Source organism: Brachybacterium sp. AG952 (assembly GCF_004362645.1).
Classification (GTDB): Bacteria; Actinomycetota; Actinomycetes; order Actinomycetales; family Dermabacteraceae; genus Brachybacterium; species Brachybacterium conglomeratum.
Map to the genome: position 1 here is coordinate 36,639 of NZ_SNXV01000007.1, position 19,705 is coordinate 56,343.

The following is a 19,705-nucleotide window of genomic DNA, read 5'->3' on the forward strand; positions in this document are numbered from 1 at the left end:
GACAGCAGCCCACGAGCCGACTCTCACGCAGGAGCTCCCCATGGCCGAGACCACCAGCACGGGCGAGGACGCCCCGAAGCTGTCCCGACCCACCCTGAAGTACATGGCCAAGCGCGTGATCGCCGAGTTCACGCACGACGGCGGCACCGACCAGGCCGCGAAGCTCACCTACTTCATGGTCCTCTCGATCGCGCCGACGCTGCTGGCGCTGTTCTCTCTCGCGACCCTCCTGCTCGCGGGGATCAGGGACCAGATCGCCGATCTGCTGGTGGACCTCATCAACCAGGCGGCCGGCGGCAGCGGCCTCGGCGCGGAGGGCGCGATCAAGAGCACCGTCGACTCCCTCCTCGGCTCCGCGACCGGCGGCACGATCGCCCTGATCATCGGTATCGGCACGGCCCTGTGGTCGGCCTCGGCCTATGTGAAGGCCTACGGACGGGTCGCGAACCAGATCTACGAGGTCCCCGAGGGCCGCGGCCCCATCCGCATGAACGGCACGATGCTGCTGCTGACCCTCGCACTGATCCTGGGCATCCTGCTGGTGATGGTCTCGCTGCTGCTCAGCGCCTCCCTGGTCGAAGGTCTCCTCGGCCCGATCGCCTCGAGCATCGGGGCCGAGGGCGTGCTCACCTTCCTGCTGGACTCCTTCCTGCCGATCTGGGCGTGGGTGAAGTGGCCGGTGATCCTGGTGATCGCCTTCGCGCTGATCTCGCTGCTGTACTGGGGCGCGCCGAACATCGACAAGCCCTTCCGCTTCATCTCCCCCGGCGGCGTCTTCGCGATCCTCGGCATCGCCGTCGCGGCCGTGGCGCTGTCGATCTACATGGGCACCGTCGCCGGCTACTCCAGCTACGGCGCGATCGGCGGCATCATGGCCGTGCTGTTCGCGCTGTGGATCATCAACATCGTGATCATCCTCGGCGCCGAGGTCGACGCCGAGTACGAGCGGGCCCGCGAGCTCGAGGCCGGCAAGCCCGCCGAGGACTCGCTCGCCCTGCCGATGCGGGAGAGCGCCGGGGCGGAGAAGGCCGAGGAGAAGCGGGAGGCGATCGTCGACGAGGGCCGCGACATCCGCCTGCGGAACCTCCACCACGACTCCAGCGCCTACACCGGCGAGGACGCCCGCCTCACCCCGCGCCACGGCGTGCCCGTCGTCGACGACGAGACGGAGTCCGAGGGGAAGCCCTCCGGGAAGGACTCCTGAGATGTGCGGGCGCTTCGCCTTCTTCCAGGAGATCGATCCGCTGCTGGACGACCTGGGGGCCGTCGATCTCGAGGACCCGCGCCTGCGCTCGCGCTGGAACATCCCGCCGACCGCCCCGATCCATGTGGTCACCGAGTCGATCGACAAGGAGACGGGTGAGGTGCTGCGGGCGCTGCGGGTCGCCCGCTGGGGTCTGCTGCCGGCCTTCGCGAAGGACGAGTCCTTCTCCTCGCGCACCTTCAACGCCCGCCGCGAGACCCTCGGCGAGAAGCCCAGCTTCCGCGGCAGCCTCTCCCGCTACCGGGCGATCGTCCCGATGGACGGCTACTACGAGTGGGTGCGCGATGAGAAGGGCAAGCGCAAGCAGCCGTACTTCATCGCCCCGGCCGACGGCTCCAGCCTGTACATGGCAGCCCTGGTCTCCTGGTGGAAGGGTCCGGGTGGCCACGAGGGTCCCGCGGCCAGTGACGACGGCGCGTTCCTGCTGAGCGCCACGATCATCACGCGCGAGGCCACCGGTGACCTCGCCCGGATCCACGACCGCACCCCGGTGATGCTCCCGCGCGACCAGGTCGATGCCTGGCTGGACACCTCGATGGATCACAAGGAAGCCGCCGCCGCCTGGATCAACGACGACTCCCATCTGCTGGAGGACTCGCTGCTGGCCGTGCGCGAGGTCGATCCGGCCGTGGGCAAGGTCGGCAACGACGGCCCCGAGCTGCTCGAAGGGCCGCAGCGCCTGCTGTGACCGCAGCGTCACGGGGCCGGGACCGCCGGGACGCGAGAGCCGCACGTGTGACGGGCCCCGCAGGCACACGGCCCTTCCGTCCGACTGCGGTCTGACGCCGCGGCACCGCCCCGCCCGTACGCTCGTGGACATGACCGGCCCGTCTCCCTCCGCCCCGTCCCCGGAGCCCGCACCCGCCCACCGGGCGACCGCTGCGCGCCCCCGTGGGCACTCCGGTGCGCGCGGAGGCCTGCGCGACCCGTTCCGCTGGATCATCGAGAACCCGGGCACCGTCGACCTGATCGGCTTTGGCACGGCCGCTGCCCTCATGCTGCTCTTCGGCGTCGGCGCCGGGGGTGCCGGCTGGTGGATGCTGTTCTCGGTCCCGATGGTGCTCGCGGGGGCGGTCTGCCGCACCCGCCCCCTGCTGGGAGTGATCGTGATCGGCGTGCTCGCCATCTCCCACGTGCTGCTCGGCACCCCCGTCGTCGCGGGCGACGCGATGACCTTCTACGCGATGTTCTGCGCCGTCGCCTACGGCACCACCGCCGTGCACCTCATCGGCGTGGCCGCGGGGATGCTCGGGGTGCTCGTCCAGGCGAGCTGGTTCGGGATCGCCGCGCTGTTCGGCGAGTACGGCGGCCTCGGCCAGGGGGCGATCACCTTCGTGGGCCTGGGCATCATCGGCACGATCACGATCATCGCGATCTGGGCCCTCGCCAACCTGCAGCGGGCCCGCGTGCGCCAGCTCGCCCTGACCCGCGACCGGGCCGAGCAGGCGGTGCGCGAGCGGGAGCAGCGCACCGCGCTCGCCGTCGCCGACGAGCGCGCCCGCATCGCCCGCGAGATGCACGACGTCGTCGCACACTCCCTCTCGGTGATCATCGCGCAGGCCGACGGCGGGCGCTTCGTCGCCTCCCAGAAGCCGGAGAAGGCCGTGGAGGTGCTCGGCACGATCGGCGAGACCGGCCGCGCCGCGCTCGCGGACATGCGCTCCCTGCTGGGCGTGCTGCGCCAGGAGGACGAGACCAGCTTCGGCCCCCAGCCCGGCCCCGAGCAGCTGCCCGAGCTGCTCGAGCGCGTCCGCGCCGCGGGCCTCGAGGTCGACCTCGAGTCCGAGGGCTCCCTCGGCCAGCTCCCCCCGTCGGTCGGCATGTCCGTGTTCCGCCTGGTGCAGGAGGCGCTGACCAACGTGCTCAAGCACGCCGGACCCGGCGCGAGCGCCTCCGTGCGCCTGGTCCGCGCCACCGAGGGCCTCGTCATCGAGGTCGTCGACGACGGCCAGGGCACCGATCCGACCTCCGACGGACTCGGCCACGGCCTCACCGGGATGCGGGAGCGGATGAGCGTGCTCGGCGGGACGCTGCAGGCCGGGCCGCTGCCCTCCCGCGGCTACCGTGTGCGGGCGACCGTGCCGCTGCCGGGCGGCCCCGACACGGACACCGCTGCGACGCCCGCCTCCCCGTACGCGACCCCCGCGAGCGCCCCGGAGACCCCGCCCGGCCTCCTCCGCTCCCCCTACCCGAACCAGGCGTCCGGCACGACGCCCGCCCCGGGCACCGCCCCCGACCACGCCGTGACAGATCCTCGAGGAGAGACCCCATGACCGAGACCGCCGATCGTCCCCTGCGCGTCGCCCTGGTCGACGACCAGCCGCTGGTGCGCACCGGCTTCGCCATGGTGATCGACTCCCAGGACGACATGGAGGTCGTGCTGCAGGCGACCGACGGCGCCGAGGCCGTGCGCGAGCTGTCCGCCCGCAGCGTCGACGTGGTGCTGATGGACGTGCGGATGCCGAGGATGGACGGGATCGAGGCGACCTCGACCCTGCTGGAGCGGCTGCCCGTCGAGCGGGCCCCGAAGATCATCGTGCTGACCACCTTCGACCTCGATGAGTACGTGGTCGCCGCGATCCGCGCCGGGGCCAGTGGCTTCCTGCTCAAGGACGCCCAGCCCGAGGACCTCCTCGGCGCGATCCGCACCGTCCACCGAGGTGACGCGGTGATCGCCCCGTCGGCGACCCGACGGCTCCTCGAACGGGTGGTCTCCACCCCCGAGCCCGCCGAGCAGGACACCTCCGTGCTCGCGGAGCTCACCGAGCGCGAGCGCGAGGTGCTCACCCTGATGGGACGGGGCCGCTCGAACCGGGAGATCGGCGCGCAGCTGTTCGTCGCCGAGGCGACGGTGAAGACCCATGTGGGGCGGGTCCTCGCCAAGCTCGGCGCCCGCGACCGGGTCCAGGCCGTGATCATCGCCTTCGAGACCGGGCTGGTCACCCCCGGCGAGCAGTGAGCCGCAGGCATCGCCGGGCCCCGGCTCGCGGTGCCCGCCCTCTCGCGCCGCACGGCCGGCGGTCGGGGCCGCGTCATCCCTGGGTATGACGGCCTCCCCTCCCTCGGTCTCCCCCGGTCCGCGAGGCCGCGACCGGGGGCTGATGACCGCGGTGCCGGCGCTCGGGAAGCATCGGGGTCGACATCATGACCCCGTCGCGAAGGACTTCCCGATGACCACCGCCGCCCAGGCCGCTCCCCCGCCCTCCGCCGACACCTCCGGTGACCCCGTCGCGCTGCGCGCCCGCGCCGTGACGCGCACCTACGGCAGCGGCGCCGGCACCGTCACGGCGCTGGACGCCGTGGACCTCGACATCGCCCGCGGCGCCTTCACCGCGATCATGGGCCCCTCCGGCTCGGGCAAGTCGACGCTGCTGCACGTGCTCGCCGGCCTCGACGAGGTCACCTCCGGCTCGATCGAGCTCGAGGGCACCGAGATCACCTCGCTGCGCGACGACGCCCTGACCCGCCTGCGCCGCGAGCGGATCGGCTTCGTGTTCCAGTCGTTCAACCTGCTGCCGATGCTGACCGCGGAGCAGAACATCCTGCTCCCCCTCGAGCTCGCCGGGACCCGCGTGGACCGCGCCTGGCTGGACACCCTCACCTCCGCCTTCGGCATCGCGGACCGGCTCGACCATCTGCCCTCCCAGCTCTCCGGCGGACAGATCCAGCGCGTGGCGATCTCCCGCGCGCTGGTCACCTCCCCGGCCGTGGTCTTCGCCGACGAGCCGACCGGCAACCTCGACTCCCGCACCACCGAGGAGGTGCTGGACTTCCTGCGCCTCTCGGTGGACGAGTTCGGCCAGACCGTCGTGATGGTCACCCACGAGCGCGACGCCGCCGAGCGCGCCGACCGGATCCTCACCCTCGCCGACGGCCGGATCGCCTCCGACGAGGACCTGCGCGCGACGCGGACCGCGCGCTCCGTGCCTCACGGGAAGGAGCAGCGCTGATGGCCCGCTCCACCGTGAAGCTGACCCCGGTGCGCCGCCACCTCGCGGCGGTCGTCACCATCGCCCTGTCCTGCGCCTTCGTCGCGATCATGGTGCTGGCGGGGAACCTGATGCAGGCCTCCCTGCGCTCCCAGGCCTCCCAGATATACGAGGGCGCGGACCTGGAGATCCAGCGCGAGCTGTCCGACGAGGACTGGGCCTCCGAGGAGCCGCTTCCGGCCCCCGAGGTCGAGGGCACCGAGGCCGTGTGGCCCGCGCCCCGCAGTTACCTCGAGGCGAGCTCGACCAGCGGCGATGGCTTCTTCGAGGCCACGATGCTCCCGCCCGGCCAGGAGGACGCCCTCGAGGAGGGCTCCGCCGCCGGCACCGAGTCGGAGATCGTGCTCTCCCGCTCCGCCGCCGACGCCCTCGAGGCGGGGGTCGGCGACCCGATCACCGTGGAGGGCTCCGGCCCGGCCGCCGGCGGAGACCCGGCGCAGGAGGCGGAGCGGACGCTCACCGTCTCCGGCATCGCCGCAGATCCCGCCGGCGCCGTCTTCGGCGGCACCCCGCGCCTGATGCTCCAGGACGTCAACGCCGCCGCCCTGCTCGGGCCGACCGCCGGGACGACCACCGACACCTGGCTCGCCACGGTCCCCGACGGCGAGGACCCCGCCGCGGTAGCCGAGGCCGCCTCGGCCTCCGCCGCCGAGGGCATCACCGTGCGCGGCGTCGAGGAGGCCGAGGAGGAGGCCGCCGGCGACTTCATGCAGGGCTTCGGAGTGCTCGGGATGATCCTCGGCGTGTTCGTGGTGATCGCCCTGTTCACCAGCGCCGTCGTCATCGCGAACACCTTCGCGGTCACGCTCGCGCAGCGCACCCGCTCCCTCGCGCTGCTGCGCACCCTCGGCGCGACCCGCGCCCAGGTCCGCTCCGTGGTGCTGCGCGAGTCGCTGCTGGTCGGGCTGCTCGGCGCGGCGGTCGGCGTGGTCGCCGGGCACCTGCTGGTCCAGGCGGCGCTCGCGGGCGCCGCCGGGCTCGGCTGGCTGAACGGCGTCGCCCCGGTGCCGGTGAGCCTGTGGTCGGTGCTGCTTCCGCTGCTGGCGGGCGTCGCGATCACCGTGCTCGCGAGCCTCGCCCCGATGCGCTCCGCCACCCGTGTCGCGCCGCTGCAGGCGCTGCGCCCGCAGCCGCCCGCCGTCACCCGCGGGCTCGGGGTGCGCGGCGTGCTGGGCCTCGTGGCCGTGGCGCTCGGCGTGGCCGCGCTCGTCGGCGGGACCGCGCTGGCCCTGAACGGGGTCGCCGCCCTCGGCATCCTCGCGGCGATCGGCGGCGGCGTGCTGAGCTTCACCGGCGTGATGCTCGTGCTCGTCACGCTCACCCGGCCCCTCGCGGCCCTCGCCGCCCGTCTCGGGGCGCTGCTGGGCGGGCTGCCTGCCCGGATCGCCGGGGCGAACGTGGCCCGCAACCCGCGCCGCAGCGCGGCGACGATCGCGGCCCTCCTGATCGGCACCACGCTCATGACGATGATGACCGTCGGCGCCCGCACCGCGGAGGCGACCCTGACCTCGGAGCTCGACTCCCGTCGGCCGATCGACCTGGTGCTCTCCGCGGAGGCGATGCCCGAGGACGCCGCCGAGCAGGTCGCCGCGATCGAGGGCATGGATGCGGCCCACGCCGGCGAGCGCGGGGACGTCGAGGTCGGCGCCGGGGAGCCGATGACCCTGTACTCCGCGACCCCGGAGACGGTGCGCGAGATCTCCCACCGTCCCGAGATGGCGGACGAGCTCGCCGACGGCACCGTGCTGCTCGGGCAGGAGCGGGCCGAGCGCTTCGGGGTCCACGACGGTCAGGTCCTCTCCCTCGAGGGGGCCGACGGACAGAGCCACGACCTGCGCGTCCAGGTGGACGCGAACCTGCAGATGTCGCTGGTGACCCCGGCGACGCTCGAGCAGCTCCTCGGGGAGGGGACCACCCCGGTCGTGCTCGCGGACTTCGCCGATCCCGGCACCGCCGAGCGCGAGGGGATCGACGTGTTCGAGCTGATCTCCTCGGTCGACGAGCTCTCCGCCTCCGAGGGCTTCGAGGGGGCCAGCAGCGATCCCGGCGGCGCCGAGCGCGAGTCCTACGCGCAGATCCTCGACATCCTGCTGGGCATCACCGTGGCGCTGCTCGCGGTCGCGGTGCTCGTCGCCCTGGTCGGGGTCGCCAACACGCTCAGCCTCGGCGTGGTCGAGCGCACCGGGGAGAACGCGCTGCTGCGCGCCCTGGGCACGACGCGCCGGCAGATGCGGGCGATGCTCGGCTGGGAGGGCGTGCTGCTCGCCGCGGTCGGCGCCGTGCTGGGGCTGCTGATCGGCTCCCTCTACGGCGTGCTCGGGATCATCGCGCTGCTGGGCTCGACCTATCCGGTCTCGATCACGATCCCCTGGGACCGTCTCGTGATCGTGCTGGTGCTGGCCCTCGCCGCCGGGGCGCTGGCCTCGGTCCTGCCGGGCCGCGCCGCCGCGCGCACCGCCCCGGCCGCCGCCCTCGCCTCCGCGGAATGAGGCGCTGAGGGCGCACACGGCCGACGGCGCGGGCAGGCGCTCACCGCCGCGGGGCCCGTCGGACGACCGCCGTCCGACGGGCCCCGACCGCTGTCGGAGACGGATCCGCCCGCGCAGCGCGCTCGACGGGCACGAGTCGGCTGCTCCTCGGACGGGCCCGCGCGCCCCGGACGAGGAGCGGCGGAGCGGGAGCGGCCCGGCGGGGCTCAGTCCAGGCGCGAGGGCAGCGGCGTGGAGCGCACCAGCCGGGCGAGGACCACGAAGGTCGCGATCGCGAGGACCAGCGCGATCACGCCCTGCCAGACCATGCCGGAGCTGATCATGCTGGCCCCCACCAGGGCCTGGAACATCTGCCAGGTGATCCCGAAGCCGATCCCGAACCGGCCCTTGGCCAGCACCGAGCGGGCGGCGAGGGCGGTGCCCGCAGCGAACAGCAGCAGGAAGATCCCCAGCCCCACCCCGAGCCGGGCGGTCATCCCGCCGCCGGAGGCCGCCACGAAGCAGAAGGTCGCCGCGGCCGCCAGCACGAGCGTCTCGACGCCGAGCAGCAGCGCGGCCCGCGGGCGGGTGCGCGGACCGGGGTCCTCGGCGTCGGCGGGACGGGTGCTGTCGGGCGCGGTGGGCATGGGGGCACTGTATCCGCCGCGGCCCCTGTGCGATCTCGAGCGCCCGTGACATCTCGAGGGCCTGGTGGCAACGGCTTCGTGCCCGGCATCACCTCCCGATCGCGACTTCTCGCGACGGTGTGGGAAGTGCCACCAGGCCCGGCGGTCCAGGCTCTTGTCGAGGTCGTCAGGAGCCGCAGAGAATGGAGAACGGCTCGTCCCGCCGAGGCCCTCCGGTGCACAGCGCACCAGGCCGAGCGTCGACAGCCGCAGACCCCGAGAACGCCCCACAGGGAGCGACCCTCGCCGCGCCTCGCCCCTGCGGGGGCAGGGCGCGACGTCCTGGAAAGAGAGAGTGACGATGGACTGGCGCCACCGTGCCGAGTGCCTCAACCATGATCCCGAGCTGTTCTTCCCGATCGGGAACACCGGACCGGCGATCACGCAGATCCAGGAGGCGAAGGCGGTGTGCCAGAAGTGCGACGTCATGACGGCGTGCCTCAAGTTCGCCCTCGAGTCCGGTCAGGACTCGGGCGTCTGGGGCGGCCTGTCCGAGGACGAGCGCCGCTCCCTCAAGCGCCGCAACGCGCGCGCCCGCCGCGCCAGCTGACCCCTCGCCTGCGGCGCGCCTCCTCAGCGTCGCAGGCCGCCCCCGGGGCCGTGCCGCGAGCCGCTCCCGGGGCTGCGCCGCGGGCCACCGCCGCGGCAGTGCCGTCGGCCTCCCCCGGGACCCTCGCCGAGCACCCCGGGGGCTCCGTACCTCCCCCTCAGATCGTGAGCGGGTCGAGGTAGACGTCCACGATCGCGCGGGTCCCGCCCTCGCCTCGGTCCTCCCAGGTGAGCGTGCCGCCGAGCTGCCCCTGCACCAGCGTGAGGGCGATGTTCGTGCCGAGACCGGTCGGCTTCGCCGCCCCCATGCCGTTGCCGTCGTCCTCGATGCAGATCACGAGATGGGAGCCCGTCCGCTCGCTGCGGATCGTGAGCGTCCCGCCGGTCTCGGAGAGCCCGTGCTCGACCGCGTTGGTCGCCAGCTCGGTCACCACCAGGGCGAGCGGAGTCGCCTCCTCGGCGCGGATCGTGCCGACCCGTCCGATCTTCTCCGTGCGCACCTCGACCTGCCCGTCGGTCAGACGCGGGCTGCCCGCCCGGTGCACGGTCGCGCTCGCGGCGTCGACGGCGAGGCGCAGGCACCGGTCGATCACCTCGTCGAAGTGGACCGCCTCCTCCGAGCCCTGTAGCAGCGACTCGTGCACGAGCGCGATCGTGGAGACGCGCCGCATCGCCTCGGCGAGCGCCTCCCTCGCCTCGTCGGTCTTCATCCGCCGCGACTGCATCCGCAGCAGCGCCGCGACGGTCTGGAGGTTGTTCTTCACCCGGTGGTGGACCTCGCGGATCGTCGCGTCCTTGGTGATCAGCTCCCGCTCCCGACGCCGCAGCTCGGTCACGTCGCGCACCAGGATCACGGCGCCGGTGCGCTTGCCGGCATCGGTCAGCGGCACGGCCCGCAGGGACAGGGTGCCGCCCCGGGCCTGCATGTCCGAGCGCCAGGCCGCCCGCCCCATCAGCACCAGCGGCAGCGACTCGTCCACGGGGCTGCGGGACTGCAGCACCTCGGTGGACAGCTCCGCGAGGGTGGTCCCGGTCATGTCGCCGGCGATCCCGAAGCGGTGGAAGGCGGAGCGGGCGTTCGGGGAGGTCCACTGCACCACTCCCGCCTCGTCGAGCTCGACGACCCCGTCGCCCACGCGGGGCGCGCCGCGGCGGGGCGGGATCGGGGCTCCCTCGATGGGGAACGCCCCGTGCTGGAGCATCGTCAGCAGGCGTGCGCCGAGCCGGCGCTGATGGGTCTCGTTGTCGCTCGGGTCGTTGTCGGACTCGGGCGCCTCGGCGGCGAGGACGGCCAGGGTGCGGCCGTTCTTGCGGACCGGGACCATCACGCCGGTGGCGCTGCGGCCCTCGCGCTCGATCCGGGTGGGCTCCTCGGAGGGCTCGCCCCCGGCCAGCAGCCGGGCGATCTCGGCGCCCTCGACATCCTCCGCGCCGTCGACCCCGACGGTGCGCACGGTCCCGACGGGATCCTCGTAGTAGACGGTCGATCCGGTCGCCGGACGGCAGTGCGCGACGGCGAGCGGGCCGTCGTCCTCCGCCAGCCACAGCACGAGGTCGGAGCGCAGCAGATCGGACAGGAGGTTCCAGTCCCCGACGAGGTGCTGGAGCCAGTCCGCCTCCTTCTCGGTGAGGGCACGGTTGTCGGCGAGGAACTTGGACAGGCTCGGCATGGGGCCAGGATATGCGTCGGCCCGGGTGTGAGCGCGAATCGCCCGGCCGGCCTGCTCTAGGCTGACGCGGACATCTCCCGAGGGAAGGACCCCGATGAAGCTGCGCGAGACCCTGCACCTGCCCCTTCCGGCCCGTTCGGCCGCCGCGATGTACGCCGATCCCGAGTACGCGGCGATCCGTCGGGAGACGCTCGGTGCGAACGAGGCGACCTCGCACGTCGAGGGCGATCCCGCCGGGTCGTTCACGGTCACGACCGAGCTGGTGCTGCCCACGGACCGGGTCCCGGACATCGTCCGCCCCTTCGTGGGCGCCGCCGTGACGGTGAAGGAGGTCCAGTCCTGGTCCGGTCCCGAGCCCGACGGCTCGCGCACCGGCACGATGCGCCTGGACGTGGTGGGGACCCCTGCCGGCCTGACGGGGACGCTGCGCCTCGCGGCCCTGGACCAGGCGCGCAGCGACGTCGAGATCGACGGGGACCTGGTGGCGAAGGTTCCGCTGCTGGGGTCGAAGATCGAGAAGGCCGCCGTGCCGTACGTGTCCACGGTGCTGCGGGCCGAGGAGCGCTCCGCCGCGGCCTACCGGGACCGTTCGGACGCCTGAGGCAGGGCGTTCAGCCGGCGGCCTCGGCCCCGTCGAGATAGGCGAGGGCCTCGCGCGCCTCGGCGACGTCGAACCACAGCAGGGCGGGGTCGGTGTCGTCGGCCTCGGCCGCGGCGGCGTCGAGCTCGGTGACGTGGAAGCTCGCGATCCGCGCCGAGGCGGAGGTGCCCAGGAGGACGCCGAAGGCACCGCCGTCGTCGGCGTCGCCGATCGCCGCATCCGGCACGTCCAGGGCGATCACCATCGCGCGCTGCGTCGAGGATCCGGCGCCGTAGGCGACGTGGACGGCGTCCTGCAGCGCCTCGTACTCGAGGTCCTCGAGATCCTCGCCGGGGAAGTCCCGCTCGGCCGACGCGGTGACGGCCCAGGCCGCACGTCCCGCAGGGAGCTCGAGGCGGGTGCTCGCGAGCTCGAGGGAGGCGCGATCCGGTGCGGTCAGCGGCAGGTAGATCCTCATGCCGTCATCCTCTCACCGGCGGGCACGCTCGAGCACGCGCTCCCTCCATCCGCGCGCCGGTGCCGGGGATGCTCCCGCCTCCGGCTCTCCGCCGGCTCCGTCCTCCTCGGCGGCGGGGACGAGCATCGAGGCGGCGATGTCGCGCAGCCCGCGGCGCAAGGGCGAGCGGGGCGCGGCCTCGCTGAGCAGCGCGCCGTCCCACACGGCCGTGCGACAGGCGACGGGGTCGTCGGGCAGCAGGTGCAGGGAGTCGACCTGCATGCGGGAGGCGATCAGGTCGCGCAGCCGGTCGCCGGGGACCGGCGCACCGACCCGGTTGACGATCACGTGAAGCTCCTGCACGCCGAGCTCCTCGAGGCGGCCGTGGTCCCGCAGCAGCCGAGTGATGCTCACGGGATCGGCGCCGACCACGGCGATCACGGCGTCGGCGGCCTCGAGCGTGCTGAGGGCGGCGGAGTTCCGCTGCGGCGCGGCGGTGTCGTAGCTGAGCTCCTCGTCCTCCTCCAGCACGGGGCCGATGTCGGCGATGACGGTCTCGCCGCGTCGGCGCAGCGCGTTCCACACCCCGTCCATCGCCCCGCGCCGCAGCTCCGCCCACCGGCCGGGCACGCCGATGCCGGAGAGCAGGCGCAGGTGGGGCTGCACGACGGGCAGGAGCGCGTCGAGGGTCTCCTCGGTGAGGGTGTCGCGGTCGTGGGCGCGGGCGGCGGCGACCAGTCCGGGGGCCTCGTCGAGCACGCCGAGGAGCTGGCTCAGGGAGGGGCCGTAGGTGTCGGCGTCCACGAGCACCGTGCCGTGCCCGGCCAGAGCGGTCTCCGCGGCGAGGTTCGCCGCGATGGTCGAGCGCCCCGGGGCGCCCGTCGGCCCCCACACGGCGACCAGGCGTCCCGCCTCCTGCGCCGGCTCTGCGGCCGCCTCCTGCACCCAGTCCTCGTGCTCCTCCCCGCCGGAGACCGCGGCGGTGACCGTGGCGAGGATCTCGTCGATCGGGGCGTCGGAGCTCAGCACGTGGCGCAGGCCCACGGTGGTGGTCTCGGACTCCTCGCGGGAGCGCAGCCCGATCACCGCGGCACCGCGGAGCATCGTCGCGACGGCGTCGCGGCTGAGCCCTCGCACGGAGAGGTCCACGAGGACCACGTCCCCTATGCCCGCGGAGACGACCGCGAGGGTCTCGGTGAGGTCCGCACAGCGGCGCACGACGCGCGCGGGGCGGGAGCGGTCCATCGCGAGGTCGTGGACGATGCGGACCTCGTCGCTGCCCGAGGCGCACAGGACGATGTCGATCACGGCGTGACCCCGTGGGCGCCGGGCACCCCGATCACGTCGAGGCGCTCGTCCTGGGAGAGGACCTCGAGCACCGCGGCGAGGTCGTCGGCCGGCACGAGGACCTCCACCGACATCGAGCGCATGCCCAGCGAGCTCCCCTCGTCGATGCGGCGCACCACGGCGTCGGGCACGAGCAGCTCGGCCTCGCCGGTGCCGCCGTCGTCGACCGACGGCGAGGTGTGCCACAGCTCGACGGAGGAGCCCGGCACCACGGACTCGGCGACCGTCGCCTCCACCGGGATCACCACGGGTCGCAGCGGCACGTCCTGGCTCTGCCCCACCGCGGAGACGGGGACCAGCTCCCCCGCCTGGACGGTCTGCGTGGCGACCGCGCCCTCGGGGATCGCCTCGAGGGTCCCGACGTACTGCTCGCGGTGGTCGCCGAGCCGGAGCTCGACGGTGGCGAGGTCGGCGCTCTCCAGCGGATCGCCCGGCACGATCGGACCGCGCGCCACGAGCACGGACGTCGTGGCGGAGAGCCGGGAGACGAGCAGCGCCCCCATCAGCACGCTCGCCAGCACGAGCACGATCCCGACGATCAGCCGAGGATCCTTCCATCTCGGCGCGCGCAGCCTCATCACCGGTGCAGTGGCCCCCACAGCTGTCCCCCGTCCCCCTCGTTCGTCCCCTGGTCCTCGGCACGCTCGCGGCGCGCCTTCCGGGAGATTACGGCAGTAGGGGCCTCGATGGGGGCGGTCCGCCCCGACTGTGGAAAACCTGCCCGGCGCGTTCGTCCACAGCTCCCGCCGCCTGTCGGCTCGGGGATGAGAGACTGGGTCGACCTGCTCGTCCCGGACCGGAAGGATCGTCGATGCCGCCACGCTTCGTCCCGCTCTCCGATGTCGCGGAGACGCTGTCGATCTCGGCCTCGCAGGCGTACGCCCTCGTACGCTCCGGCGAGCTGCGCGCGATCAAGGTGGGCGGCCGAGGCCAGTGGCGGGTCGAGGTCACCGAGCTCGAGTCCTACATCGAGCGGAGCTACCGGCGGACGGAGGCGCTGCTCGAGGAGGAGCGCGCACTCGAGCGCGACGCGTCCGGGGGCCGCTCCTGACCGTCCCGGCGACCGCCGACGACCGCTCCTGAGCCGGCTCAGCACGTTCCCCGGCCGCCGGGGCTCCCCCGTGCCGCACCCGTCCGCCCTGGCCGGCGCCGCACCGGTTCCCCTCAGCGCGGCAGCACCGCGAGCAGGGAGGACATGGTCACCGTGAGCCGGGCAGAGCCGGGCACGCTGCTGGACTCCCCCGTCGGCAGCGACAGCACGTCCAGCGCATCCGCGCCGACACCGGCGATCCTGCCGAGCACGGTGCCCGCGGTCGTCTCCAGGCGCACGACGCTGCGGTCCCGTGCGATCTCGCGCAGCACCGACCCCAGCCGCAGCGGCGAGCGCAGCGACTCCTCCGCCGGCCGGGCCCGCGAGGAGAGGCCCTCCACGATGCCGATCGCGGCGAGCGGCACGACGGCGCGCTGAGCAGTGCGGGTCTCGCGCAGCGAGACCCACTCGGCGCCGACCTCCTCCACGGCCCCCGCCAGGCGCAGCCCCGATCCGACGTGCAGGGTGAGCTCGCGCCGGCCCGCACCGCGGAGCCGGTCGGCCAGGGTCAGCTGGGCGCGCTCGGCACGCGCGAGGTCCTCGGAGACGGCCCGCAGCTCCTCCTGCTCGTGGTGCTCGAACCGTCCCTCGAGGTCCTCGAAGATCCTCTCGAAGCGCATGCGCCCACTGTAGGGCGCGCCGGGCGACGGCCGGGCCCGGACGGCACATCGGGGACGAGGACGCGTCCGGGCGGGGACGCTTCCGGGCGGGGACGCGGACCAGCCCGCCGGGACCGGGACCGTTCCACCGGGACCGGGGCGCGTCCTCCGGGAGGGGCGACCTCCCCTCCACAGCCGGCCCGGATCAACAGCGCCACCTCGAACAGTTGCGGCCTGCATCACATCGGGCTACCTTTCCTCATATGCGATCCAGTCGCACCAAACTGCATCAAACGACACCATCGGGATGAACGGCGAGCGGGGAGACCGACGCCGCGGAGCATGAGGCGAGGGGAAGGCCATGGGGGACCGGGGACGGGAGCAGGCAGCACAGGGAGCGGGGGCCTCGTCGCTGGGCGCCGTCGCCGCCGCCGGAGGTGCGGTCGCGATGACCCAGGCGGCGAGGACGCTCGGGAGCACCGCGGGCAGCGCCCACGGCGAGGAGCAGCTGATCGGCTGGGTGCTCGTGGGCCTGGCCGGCGCGGGGGCGCTGCTGTGCCTGTACCTCGCGCTGATCTGGGGGCTCGCCGCCGCGATCCTCCTGGCCGGCCCCGCGGGGCGGACGGGTCGGATGCTGCTGCCGGCCCTGCGGGTGCTGGCCCCGCGCCTCGCCCGTCGCGTGAGCATGGGCGCCGCGGTCGCCACCGCCGCCACCGGGCTGGTGCTCGGTCCGGCGCTGGCCAGCGAGCAGCTCCAGCTCGAGGAGAGTGCCCCGGCCTCGTCCCAGACCTCGCAGGAGCTCCCCGGTGACGAGCCGGCGACGCCGGAGCCCGAGGCGCCCCAGGAGGCCGGCGCCGGGGAGCCCCTCCCCTCCCTCGGCTGGGGTGAGGAACCTGCGCCCGCCGCCGAGGAGCCGGCGACGAGCCCCGCCCCCGACGGGGAGGGCGACGAGTCGCCGACGACCGCGCCCGGGCAGCCCTCCGACGAGGGCACGCCGCAGGAGACGGGAGCCGAGGGGACCGAAGCGCCGGAGCGGGCGCAGGAGGCGCCGCGCTCCGAGAGCCCTGCCGACGAGGCGTCCCCGGACAGCTCCGAGGCCCCCGACGGGGCAGGTTCCCCGGACGGCTCGGAGGCATCGGACACCCCGGAGGGCCCGGCGCAGGACTCCCCCGACGAGCCGCCCGCCGCGGGCTCGACCCCGTCGGAGACCGGGAGCGCCCAGCCGTCCGCCGGCGACGACGAGGCCGCGGGCACAGGCACGGGCACGGACGAGGCCGCGGGCGATGCAGGGGGCGACGCGGACGCACCGCCGCCGAGGACCGTGATCGTCCAGAAGGACGACACGCTGTGGTCGCTGACGGACGACGTGCTCGGCCCCGGACCGGACGACCCCGCGCTGCTGGCGGAGGCCTGGCCCCTGCTGCACGAGCAGAACCGTGACGTGGTCGGCGAGGATCCCGATCTGCTGGTCCCCGGCCAGGTGCTCACCGTGCCGGCCTCCCTCGACGAGGAGGCCCGGTCATGAGCACCACCGATCAGCGCCCTGCCGACGCCGCCCTCCGCCCCGCCTCCCGGGCACCCGAGGATCCTCTGATCGTGGAGCAGATGGTCGCACCGGTGGCGCGCCGGGCCGTCGAGATCATCCGGGACATGCGGCCGACGAACGCGCTGTCGCGGCTGGTCACGCCCGAGATCGCTCAGGTCCTGTCGCGTCGGGCGGCGCTGACCCGCCGCCTGCGGGCCTCGACGGGATACGCCCCGCCCCGGCAGCTGCAGGTCACGGGCGTGCGCACCTGCGTGGTCAACGAGCGCACGGTCGAGGCCAGCTGCGTGCTGCGCGAGCCGGACCGTGCCCGCTTCCTCGCCATGCGCTGGGAGCTGCGCCACTCCGGATGGAGGGTGACCGTCCTCGAGATCGGCTGAGACCCGAGATCGGAGGAGAAGAGCCCCGGGCCGCGTGGCCCGGGGCTCCTCCCGTACTGCGTCGGCGCGATCAGCCCTTGCGGCGGCGTCCAGAGCGACGCTGCGCCCGGTTCAGGCCGTCACCCTGCGGAGCGCCCTCGGGCTTGTCCGAGACGGTGTTCGCAGCGGTCCCGTCCTCGCCGCGCGCACGGCGACGGCGCTGAGCGCGGGTGAGCGTGCCGGAATCCTGGACGTCGCTGCCCTCGGCGGAGCTGTAGCGCAGCTGGCGCTCGTTCGGCCCGTCGTCGAGCCCCTTGGCGCGCAGCACGACGGAGCTCTCCGCCTTCAGCTGGTCCTCGGCCTCCGTGTCCTCCGCCTCGGCGGAGCCGGCGGCCTCGGAGCCGGCGTGCTCGGAGGCGGTCGCCTCGGCGTCCGCGTCCTTCTCCTCCGTCGCCGTCGACGCAGGCTCCGCCCCGGCCTTCGCGCCGGCACCGGCCTCGACGGCGGCCGCAGCCTTGGCGCCGGTCCGGCGCAGCAGGTCGGAGACGGCCTGGGGGACGACGGGCTTGGCCTTCTCGACCTGGACCTCGAGGTTGTAGACGTAGCCGACCACGTCCTCCTTCACCCCGGCCATCATGTCGTTGAACATGAGGTGGCCCTCGCGCTCGTACTCGATGAGCGGGTCGCGCTGGGCCATGGCGCGCAGTCCGATGCCCTCCTTGAGGTAGTCCATCTCGTAGAGGTGCTCGCGCCAGCGACGGTCCATCACCGACAGCAGCACCCGGCGCTGGAGCTGGTGCAGCCCCTCCTCGCCGAGCTCCTCCTCGCGCTTCTCGTAGGCGACCTTCGCGTCGGCGAGGATCTCCTGCTTGAGCTCGCTCGCCTCGAGGTTCTCCTTGCCGCCCACCTCGTCGATGACGTCCTGCGGGGTGAGGGAGACGGGATAGGCCGCACGCAGCGCGCCCCACAGCTCCTCGAGGTCGACGTCCTCGCCGGGCTTGCCGGCGGTGTGCGCGTCGACGGTGCCGCCGATGACCTCCTCGATGAAGCGCTCGATGTGCGCATCGAGCTCCTCGCCCTCGAGGATGCGCGCACGCTCCTCGTAGAACTTCCGGCGCTGCTTGGTCAGGACGTCGTCGTACTTCAGGACGTTCTTGCGGATCTCGGCGTTGCGGGACTCGATCGAGTTCTGTGCGCGCTGGATCGCGCCGGAGACCATCCGCCCCGTCAGCGGGATCGACTCGTCCACGCCGCCGCGGGCGAGCAGCGACTCGGCGGCGCCCGAGTTGAACAGGCGCATCAGGTCGTCCTGGAGGGAGAGGTAGAAGCGGGACTCCCCCGGGTCGCCCTGTCGGCCGGAGCGGCCGCGCAGCTGGTTGTCGATGCGGCGCGACTCGTGCCGCTCGGTGCCCAGCACGTACAGCCCGCCGAGCTCGACGACCTCGTCGTGCTGCTCGGCCACGGCCTGCTTCGCGCGCTCGATCTCCTCGTCCCAGGCGGCCTCATAGGCCTCCGGGTCCTCCTCGGCGTCCAGGCCGCGCTTCTCGAGCTCGGCATGCGCCATGAACTCGACGTTGCCGCCGAGCATGATGTCGGTGCCGCGGCCGGCCATGTTGGTCGCGACCGTGACCGCGCCCTTGGCACCGGCCATCGCGACGATCGCCGCCTCACCGGCGTGGTTCTTGGCGTTGAGCACCTCGTGGGCGACGCCCTGGGCGGTCAGCAGCTTCGAGAGGTACTCGGACTTCTCCACGCTGGTGGTGCCCACGAGGACGGGCTGGCCCTTCTCGTGCCGCTCGACGATGTCCTCGACGACCGCGTCGAACTTCGCCTTCTCGGTGCGATAGATGCGGTCGGCCTGGTCCACGCGCTGCATCGGGCGGTGCGTGGGGATCGGGACCACGCCGAGCTTGTAGGTGTTCATGAACTCGGCGGCCTCGGTCTCGGCCGTGCCGGTCATGCCCGAGAGCTTCTCGTAGAGCTTGAAGTAGTTCTGGAGGGTGATCGTGGCGAGGGTCTGGTTCTCCGCCTTGATCTTCACCCCCTCCTTCGCCTCGATGGCCTGGTGCATGCCCTCGTTGTAGCGGCGGCCGGCGAGGATGCGCCCGGTGTGCTCGTCGACGATCATCACCTCGCCGTTGAGGACCACGTAGTCCTTGTCGCGCTTGAACAGCTCCTTGGCCTTGATGGCGTTGTTCAGGAAGCCGATCAGCGGGGTGTTCAGCGACTCGTAGAGGTTGTCGATGCCGAGGTGGTCCTCGACCTCGTCGATCCCCGACTCGAGCACGCCGACGGTGCGCTTCTTCTCGTCGACCTCGTAGTCGCGGTCGCGGCGCAGGTGGGTGACGACCTTCGCGAACTCGCTGAACCACTTGTTCGCGTCCCCGGAGCCGGGGCCGGAGATGATCAGCGGGGTGCGGGCCTCGTCGATGAGGATCGAGTCGACCTCGTCGACGATCGCGAAGAAGTGACCGCGCTGGACCCGCTCCTCCGGGGAGAGGGTCATGTTGTCGCGCAGGTAGTCGAAGCCGAACTCGTTGTTCGTGCCGTAGGTGATGTCCGCGGCGTACTGCTCGCGGCGCTCCGCCGGGGTCATCCCGGACTTGATCACGCCCGTGGTCAGGCCCAGGGTGCGGAAGACACGGCCCATCAGGTCGCTCTGGTAGCCGGCGAGATAGTCGTTGACCGTCACCACGTGCACGCCCTTGCCGGCCAGCGCGTTGAGATAGGCGGGGAGGGTCGCGACGAGGGTCTTGCCCTCACCGGTCTTCATCTCGGCGATGCGGCCGCGGTGCAGGGCGGCGCCGCCCATGATCTGCACGTCGTAGGGGCGCTGGCCGAGGGTGCGGTGCGCGGCCTCGCGCACGGCCGCGAACGCCTCGACCTGGATGTCGTCGAGGGTCTCGCCGTCCTCGAGGCGCTGCTTGAAGTGGTCGGTCTCGGCGCGCAGCTCGTCATCGCTGAGCTCCGAGAAGACGTCCTCCGCCTCGCCCACGCGCTTCGCGATGGATTCGAGCCTGCGGACCTCCCGGCCTTCGCCGGCGCGCAGGATCTTGTCGAAGAGGTTGGCCACTCGTGTGCTCCCGTAGATGGTGGGGACGTCC

18 protein-coding genes are annotated in these 19,705 nt (G+C 73.4%); 11 read left to right on the forward strand and 7 right to left on the reverse strand.

Annotated elements, in window-relative coordinates; all coding sequences use genetic code 11:
* The first annotated feature begins 40 nt into the window (after positions 1–40).
* The 6 genes from DEU31_RS15425 to DEU31_RS15450 all read left to right on the forward strand — a co-directional run bounded on the left by DEU31_RS15425 (position 41) and on the right by DEU31_RS15450 (position 7,742).
* A complete protein-coding gene (locus DEU31_RS15425) occupies positions 41–1,204 on the forward strand; it encodes a YihY/virulence factor BrkB family protein (protein WP_133677778.1) in 1,164 nt (387 codons plus the stop codon).
* A 1-nt stretch (position 1,205) separates the two neighbouring features.
* Positions 1,206–1,952: an SOS response-associated peptidase gene (locus DEU31_RS15430; protein ID WP_010549773.1), complete on the forward strand. Its 747-nt coding sequence runs from the start codon at positions 1,206–1,208 to the stop codon at positions 1,950–1,952.
* Between the two features lie 130 nt (positions 1,953–2,082).
* On the forward strand, positions 2,083–3,537 hold the full coding sequence (locus DEU31_RS15435) for a sensor histidine kinase (RefSeq protein ID WP_133677779.1): 1,455 nt from the start codon (positions 2,083–2,085) through the stop codon (positions 3,535–3,537).
* On the forward strand, positions 3,534–4,223 hold the full coding sequence (locus DEU31_RS15440) for a response regulator transcription factor (RefSeq protein WP_010549775.1): 690 nt from the start codon (positions 3,534–3,536) through the stop codon (positions 4,221–4,223). The genes DEU31_RS15435 and DEU31_RS15440 overlap by 4 nt, the downstream gene beginning before the upstream one ends.
* Before the next feature lie 211 nt (positions 4,224–4,434).
* Positions 4,435–5,214, forward strand: a complete 780-nt coding sequence (locus DEU31_RS15445; protein ID WP_133677780.1) for an ABC transporter ATP-binding protein — start codon at positions 4,435–4,437, stop codon at positions 5,212–5,214.
* A complete protein-coding gene (locus DEU31_RS15450) occupies positions 5,214–7,742 on the forward strand; it encodes an FtsX-like permease family protein (protein WP_133677781.1) in 2,529 nt (842 codons plus the stop codon). Before DEU31_RS15445 ends, DEU31_RS15450 begins: the two co-directional genes overlap by 1 nt.
* Before the next feature lie 206 nt (positions 7,743–7,948).
* Here DEU31_RS15450 and DEU31_RS15455 read toward each other — a convergent pair whose 3' ends face one another.
* Positions 7,949–8,368, reverse strand: a complete 420-nt coding sequence (locus tag DEU31_RS15455; RefSeq protein ID WP_010549778.1) for a hypothetical protein — start codon at positions 8,366–8,368, stop codon at positions 7,949–7,951.
* A gap of 340 nt (positions 8,369–8,708) precedes the next feature.
* On the opposite strand from DEU31_RS15455, the gene DEU31_RS15460 reads away from it, so the two are divergent.
* On the forward strand, positions 8,709–8,957 hold the full coding sequence (locus DEU31_RS15460; RefSeq protein ID WP_010549779.1) for a WhiB family transcriptional regulator: 249 nt from the start codon (positions 8,709–8,711) through the stop codon (positions 8,955–8,957).
* 157 nt (positions 8,958–9,114) lie between these two features.
* On the opposite strand, the gene DEU31_RS15465 is transcribed toward DEU31_RS15460, so the two are convergent.
* A complete protein-coding gene (locus DEU31_RS15465) occupies positions 9,115–10,626 on the reverse strand; it encodes a histidine kinase N-terminal domain-containing protein (protein WP_133677782.1) in 1,512 nt (503 codons plus the stop codon).
* A gap of 94 nt (positions 10,627–10,720) precedes the next feature.
* Here DEU31_RS15465 and DEU31_RS15470 point away from each other — a divergent pair, with 94 nt between their 5' ends.
* Complete coding sequence (locus tag DEU31_RS15470; protein WP_133677783.1) at positions 10,721–11,227, forward strand: DUF2505 domain-containing protein; 507 nt, start codon at positions 10,721–10,723, stop codon at positions 11,225–11,227.
* A gap of 10 nt (positions 11,228–11,237) precedes the next feature.
* Here DEU31_RS15470 and DEU31_RS15475 read toward each other — a convergent pair whose 3' ends face one another.
* From DEU31_RS15475 to DEU31_RS15485, 3 genes are read right to left on the reverse strand one after another with little or no spacing between them, the layout of a single operon-like run.
* Entirely contained in the window at positions 11,238–11,684 is a 447-nt protein-coding gene (locus DEU31_RS15475; RefSeq protein ID WP_126988190.1) for a hypothetical protein, read from the reverse strand.
* A 12-nt stretch (positions 11,685–11,696) separates the two neighbouring features.
* Positions 11,697–12,971 carry a P-loop NTPase gene (locus tag DEU31_RS15480; protein ID WP_133677784.1) on the reverse strand — a complete coding sequence of 425 codons (1,275 nt, stop codon included), beginning with the start codon at positions 12,969–12,971 and terminating at the stop codon, positions 11,697–11,699.
* Positions 12,968–13,588 carry an SAF domain-containing protein gene (locus tag DEU31_RS15485; protein ID WP_224765239.1) on the reverse strand — a complete coding sequence of 207 codons (621 nt, stop codon included), beginning with the start codon at positions 13,586–13,588 and terminating at the stop codon, positions 12,968–12,970. The genes DEU31_RS15480 and DEU31_RS15485 overlap by 4 nt, the downstream gene beginning before the upstream one ends.
* Before the next feature lie 233 nt (positions 13,589–13,821).
* Between DEU31_RS15485 and DEU31_RS15490 the strand changes: the two genes are divergently transcribed.
* The gene (locus DEU31_RS15490; protein ID WP_010549785.1) at positions 13,822–14,061 is read left to right on the forward strand and encodes a helix-turn-helix domain-containing protein; all 240 of its coding nucleotides are present in this window, start codon (positions 13,822–13,824) and stop codon (positions 14,059–14,061) included.
* A gap of 113 nt (positions 14,062–14,174) precedes the next feature.
* Here the strand turns inward: DEU31_RS15490 and DEU31_RS15495 are convergent, their stop codons facing one another.
* Positions 14,175–14,720, reverse strand: coding sequence for a hypothetical protein (locus tag DEU31_RS15495; protein WP_010549786.1), 546 nt, complete (start codon positions 14,718–14,720; stop codon positions 14,175–14,177).
* Between the two features lie 427 nt (positions 14,721–15,147).
* Between DEU31_RS15495 and DEU31_RS15500 the strand changes: the two genes are divergently transcribed.
* The gene (locus tag DEU31_RS15500; protein WP_133677785.1) at positions 15,148–16,224 is read left to right on the forward strand and encodes a hypothetical protein; all 1,077 of its coding nucleotides are present in this window, start codon (positions 15,148–15,150) and stop codon (positions 16,222–16,224) included.
* Complete coding sequence (locus tag DEU31_RS15505; protein ID WP_010549788.1) at positions 16,221–16,622, forward strand: Rv3235 family protein; 402 nt, start codon at positions 16,221–16,223, stop codon at positions 16,620–16,622. The genes DEU31_RS15500 and DEU31_RS15505 overlap by 4 nt, the downstream gene beginning before the upstream one ends.
* Before the next feature lie 70 nt (positions 16,623–16,692).
* Here the strand turns inward: DEU31_RS15505 and secA are convergent, their stop codons facing one another.
* Positions 16,693–19,674 (reverse strand): preprotein translocase subunit SecA, encoded by a 2,982-nt coding sequence (gene secA, locus DEU31_RS15510; protein ID WP_133677786.1) that lies wholly within the window; start codon positions 19,672–19,674, stop codon positions 16,693–16,695.
* Between the last annotated feature and the right edge of the window lie 31 nt (positions 19,675–19,705).

What these genes read in the sequence shown, in the direction of transcription:
- DEU31_RS15425 (WP_133677778.1), top strand. Translation starts at nt 41, where the DNA reads ATGGCCGAGACCACCAGCACGGGCGAGGACGCCCCGAAGCTGTCCCGA.
- DEU31_RS15430 (WP_010549773.1), top strand. Translation starts at nt 1,206, where the DNA reads ATGTGCGGGCGCTTCGCCTTCTTCCAGGAGATCGATCCGCTGCTGGAC.
- DEU31_RS15435 (WP_133677779.1), top strand. Translation starts at nt 2,083, where the DNA reads ATGACCGGCCCGTCTCCCTCCGCCCCGTCCCCGGAGCCCGCACCCGCC.
- DEU31_RS15440 (WP_010549775.1), top strand. Translation starts at nt 3,534, where the DNA reads ATGACCGAGACCGCCGATCGTCCCCTGCGCGTCGCCCTGGTCGACGAC.
- DEU31_RS15445 (WP_133677780.1), top strand. Translation starts at nt 4,435, where the DNA reads ATGACCACCGCCGCCCAGGCCGCTCCCCCGCCCTCCGCCGACACCTCC.
- DEU31_RS15450 (WP_133677781.1), top strand. Translation starts at nt 5,214, where the DNA reads ATGGCCCGCTCCACCGTGAAGCTGACCCCGGTGCGCCGCCACCTCGCG.
- DEU31_RS15455 (WP_010549778.1), bottom strand. Translation starts at nt 8,368, where the DNA reads ATGCCCACCGCGCCCGACAGCACCCGTCCCGCCGACGCCGAGGACCCC.
- DEU31_RS15460 (WP_010549779.1), top strand. Translation starts at nt 8,709, where the DNA reads ATGGACTGGCGCCACCGTGCCGAGTGCCTCAACCATGATCCCGAGCTG.
- DEU31_RS15465 (WP_133677782.1), bottom strand. Translation starts at nt 10,626, where the DNA reads ATGCCGAGCCTGTCCAAGTTCCTCGCCGACAACCGTGCCCTCACCGAG.
- DEU31_RS15470 (WP_133677783.1), top strand. Translation starts at nt 10,721, where the DNA reads ATGAAGCTGCGCGAGACCCTGCACCTGCCCCTTCCGGCCCGTTCGGCC.
- DEU31_RS15475 (WP_126988190.1), bottom strand. Translation starts at nt 11,684, where the DNA reads ATGAGGATCTACCTGCCGCTGACCGCACCGGATCGCGCCTCCCTCGAG.
- DEU31_RS15485 (WP_224765239.1), bottom strand. Translation starts at nt 13,588, where the DNA reads ATGAGGCTGCGCGCGCCGAGATGGAAGGATCCTCGGCTGATCGTCGGG.
- DEU31_RS15490 (WP_010549785.1), top strand. Translation starts at nt 13,822, where the DNA reads ATGCCGCCACGCTTCGTCCCGCTCTCCGATGTCGCGGAGACGCTGTCG.
- DEU31_RS15495 (WP_010549786.1), bottom strand. Translation starts at nt 14,720, where the DNA reads ATGCGCTTCGAGAGGATCTTCGAGGACCTCGAGGGACGGTTCGAGCAC.
- DEU31_RS15500 (WP_133677785.1), top strand. Translation starts at nt 15,148, where the DNA reads ATGACCCAGGCGGCGAGGACGCTCGGGAGCACCGCGGGCAGCGCCCAC.
- DEU31_RS15505 (WP_010549788.1), top strand. Translation starts at nt 16,221, where the DNA reads ATGAGCACCACCGATCAGCGCCCTGCCGACGCCGCCCTCCGCCCCGCC.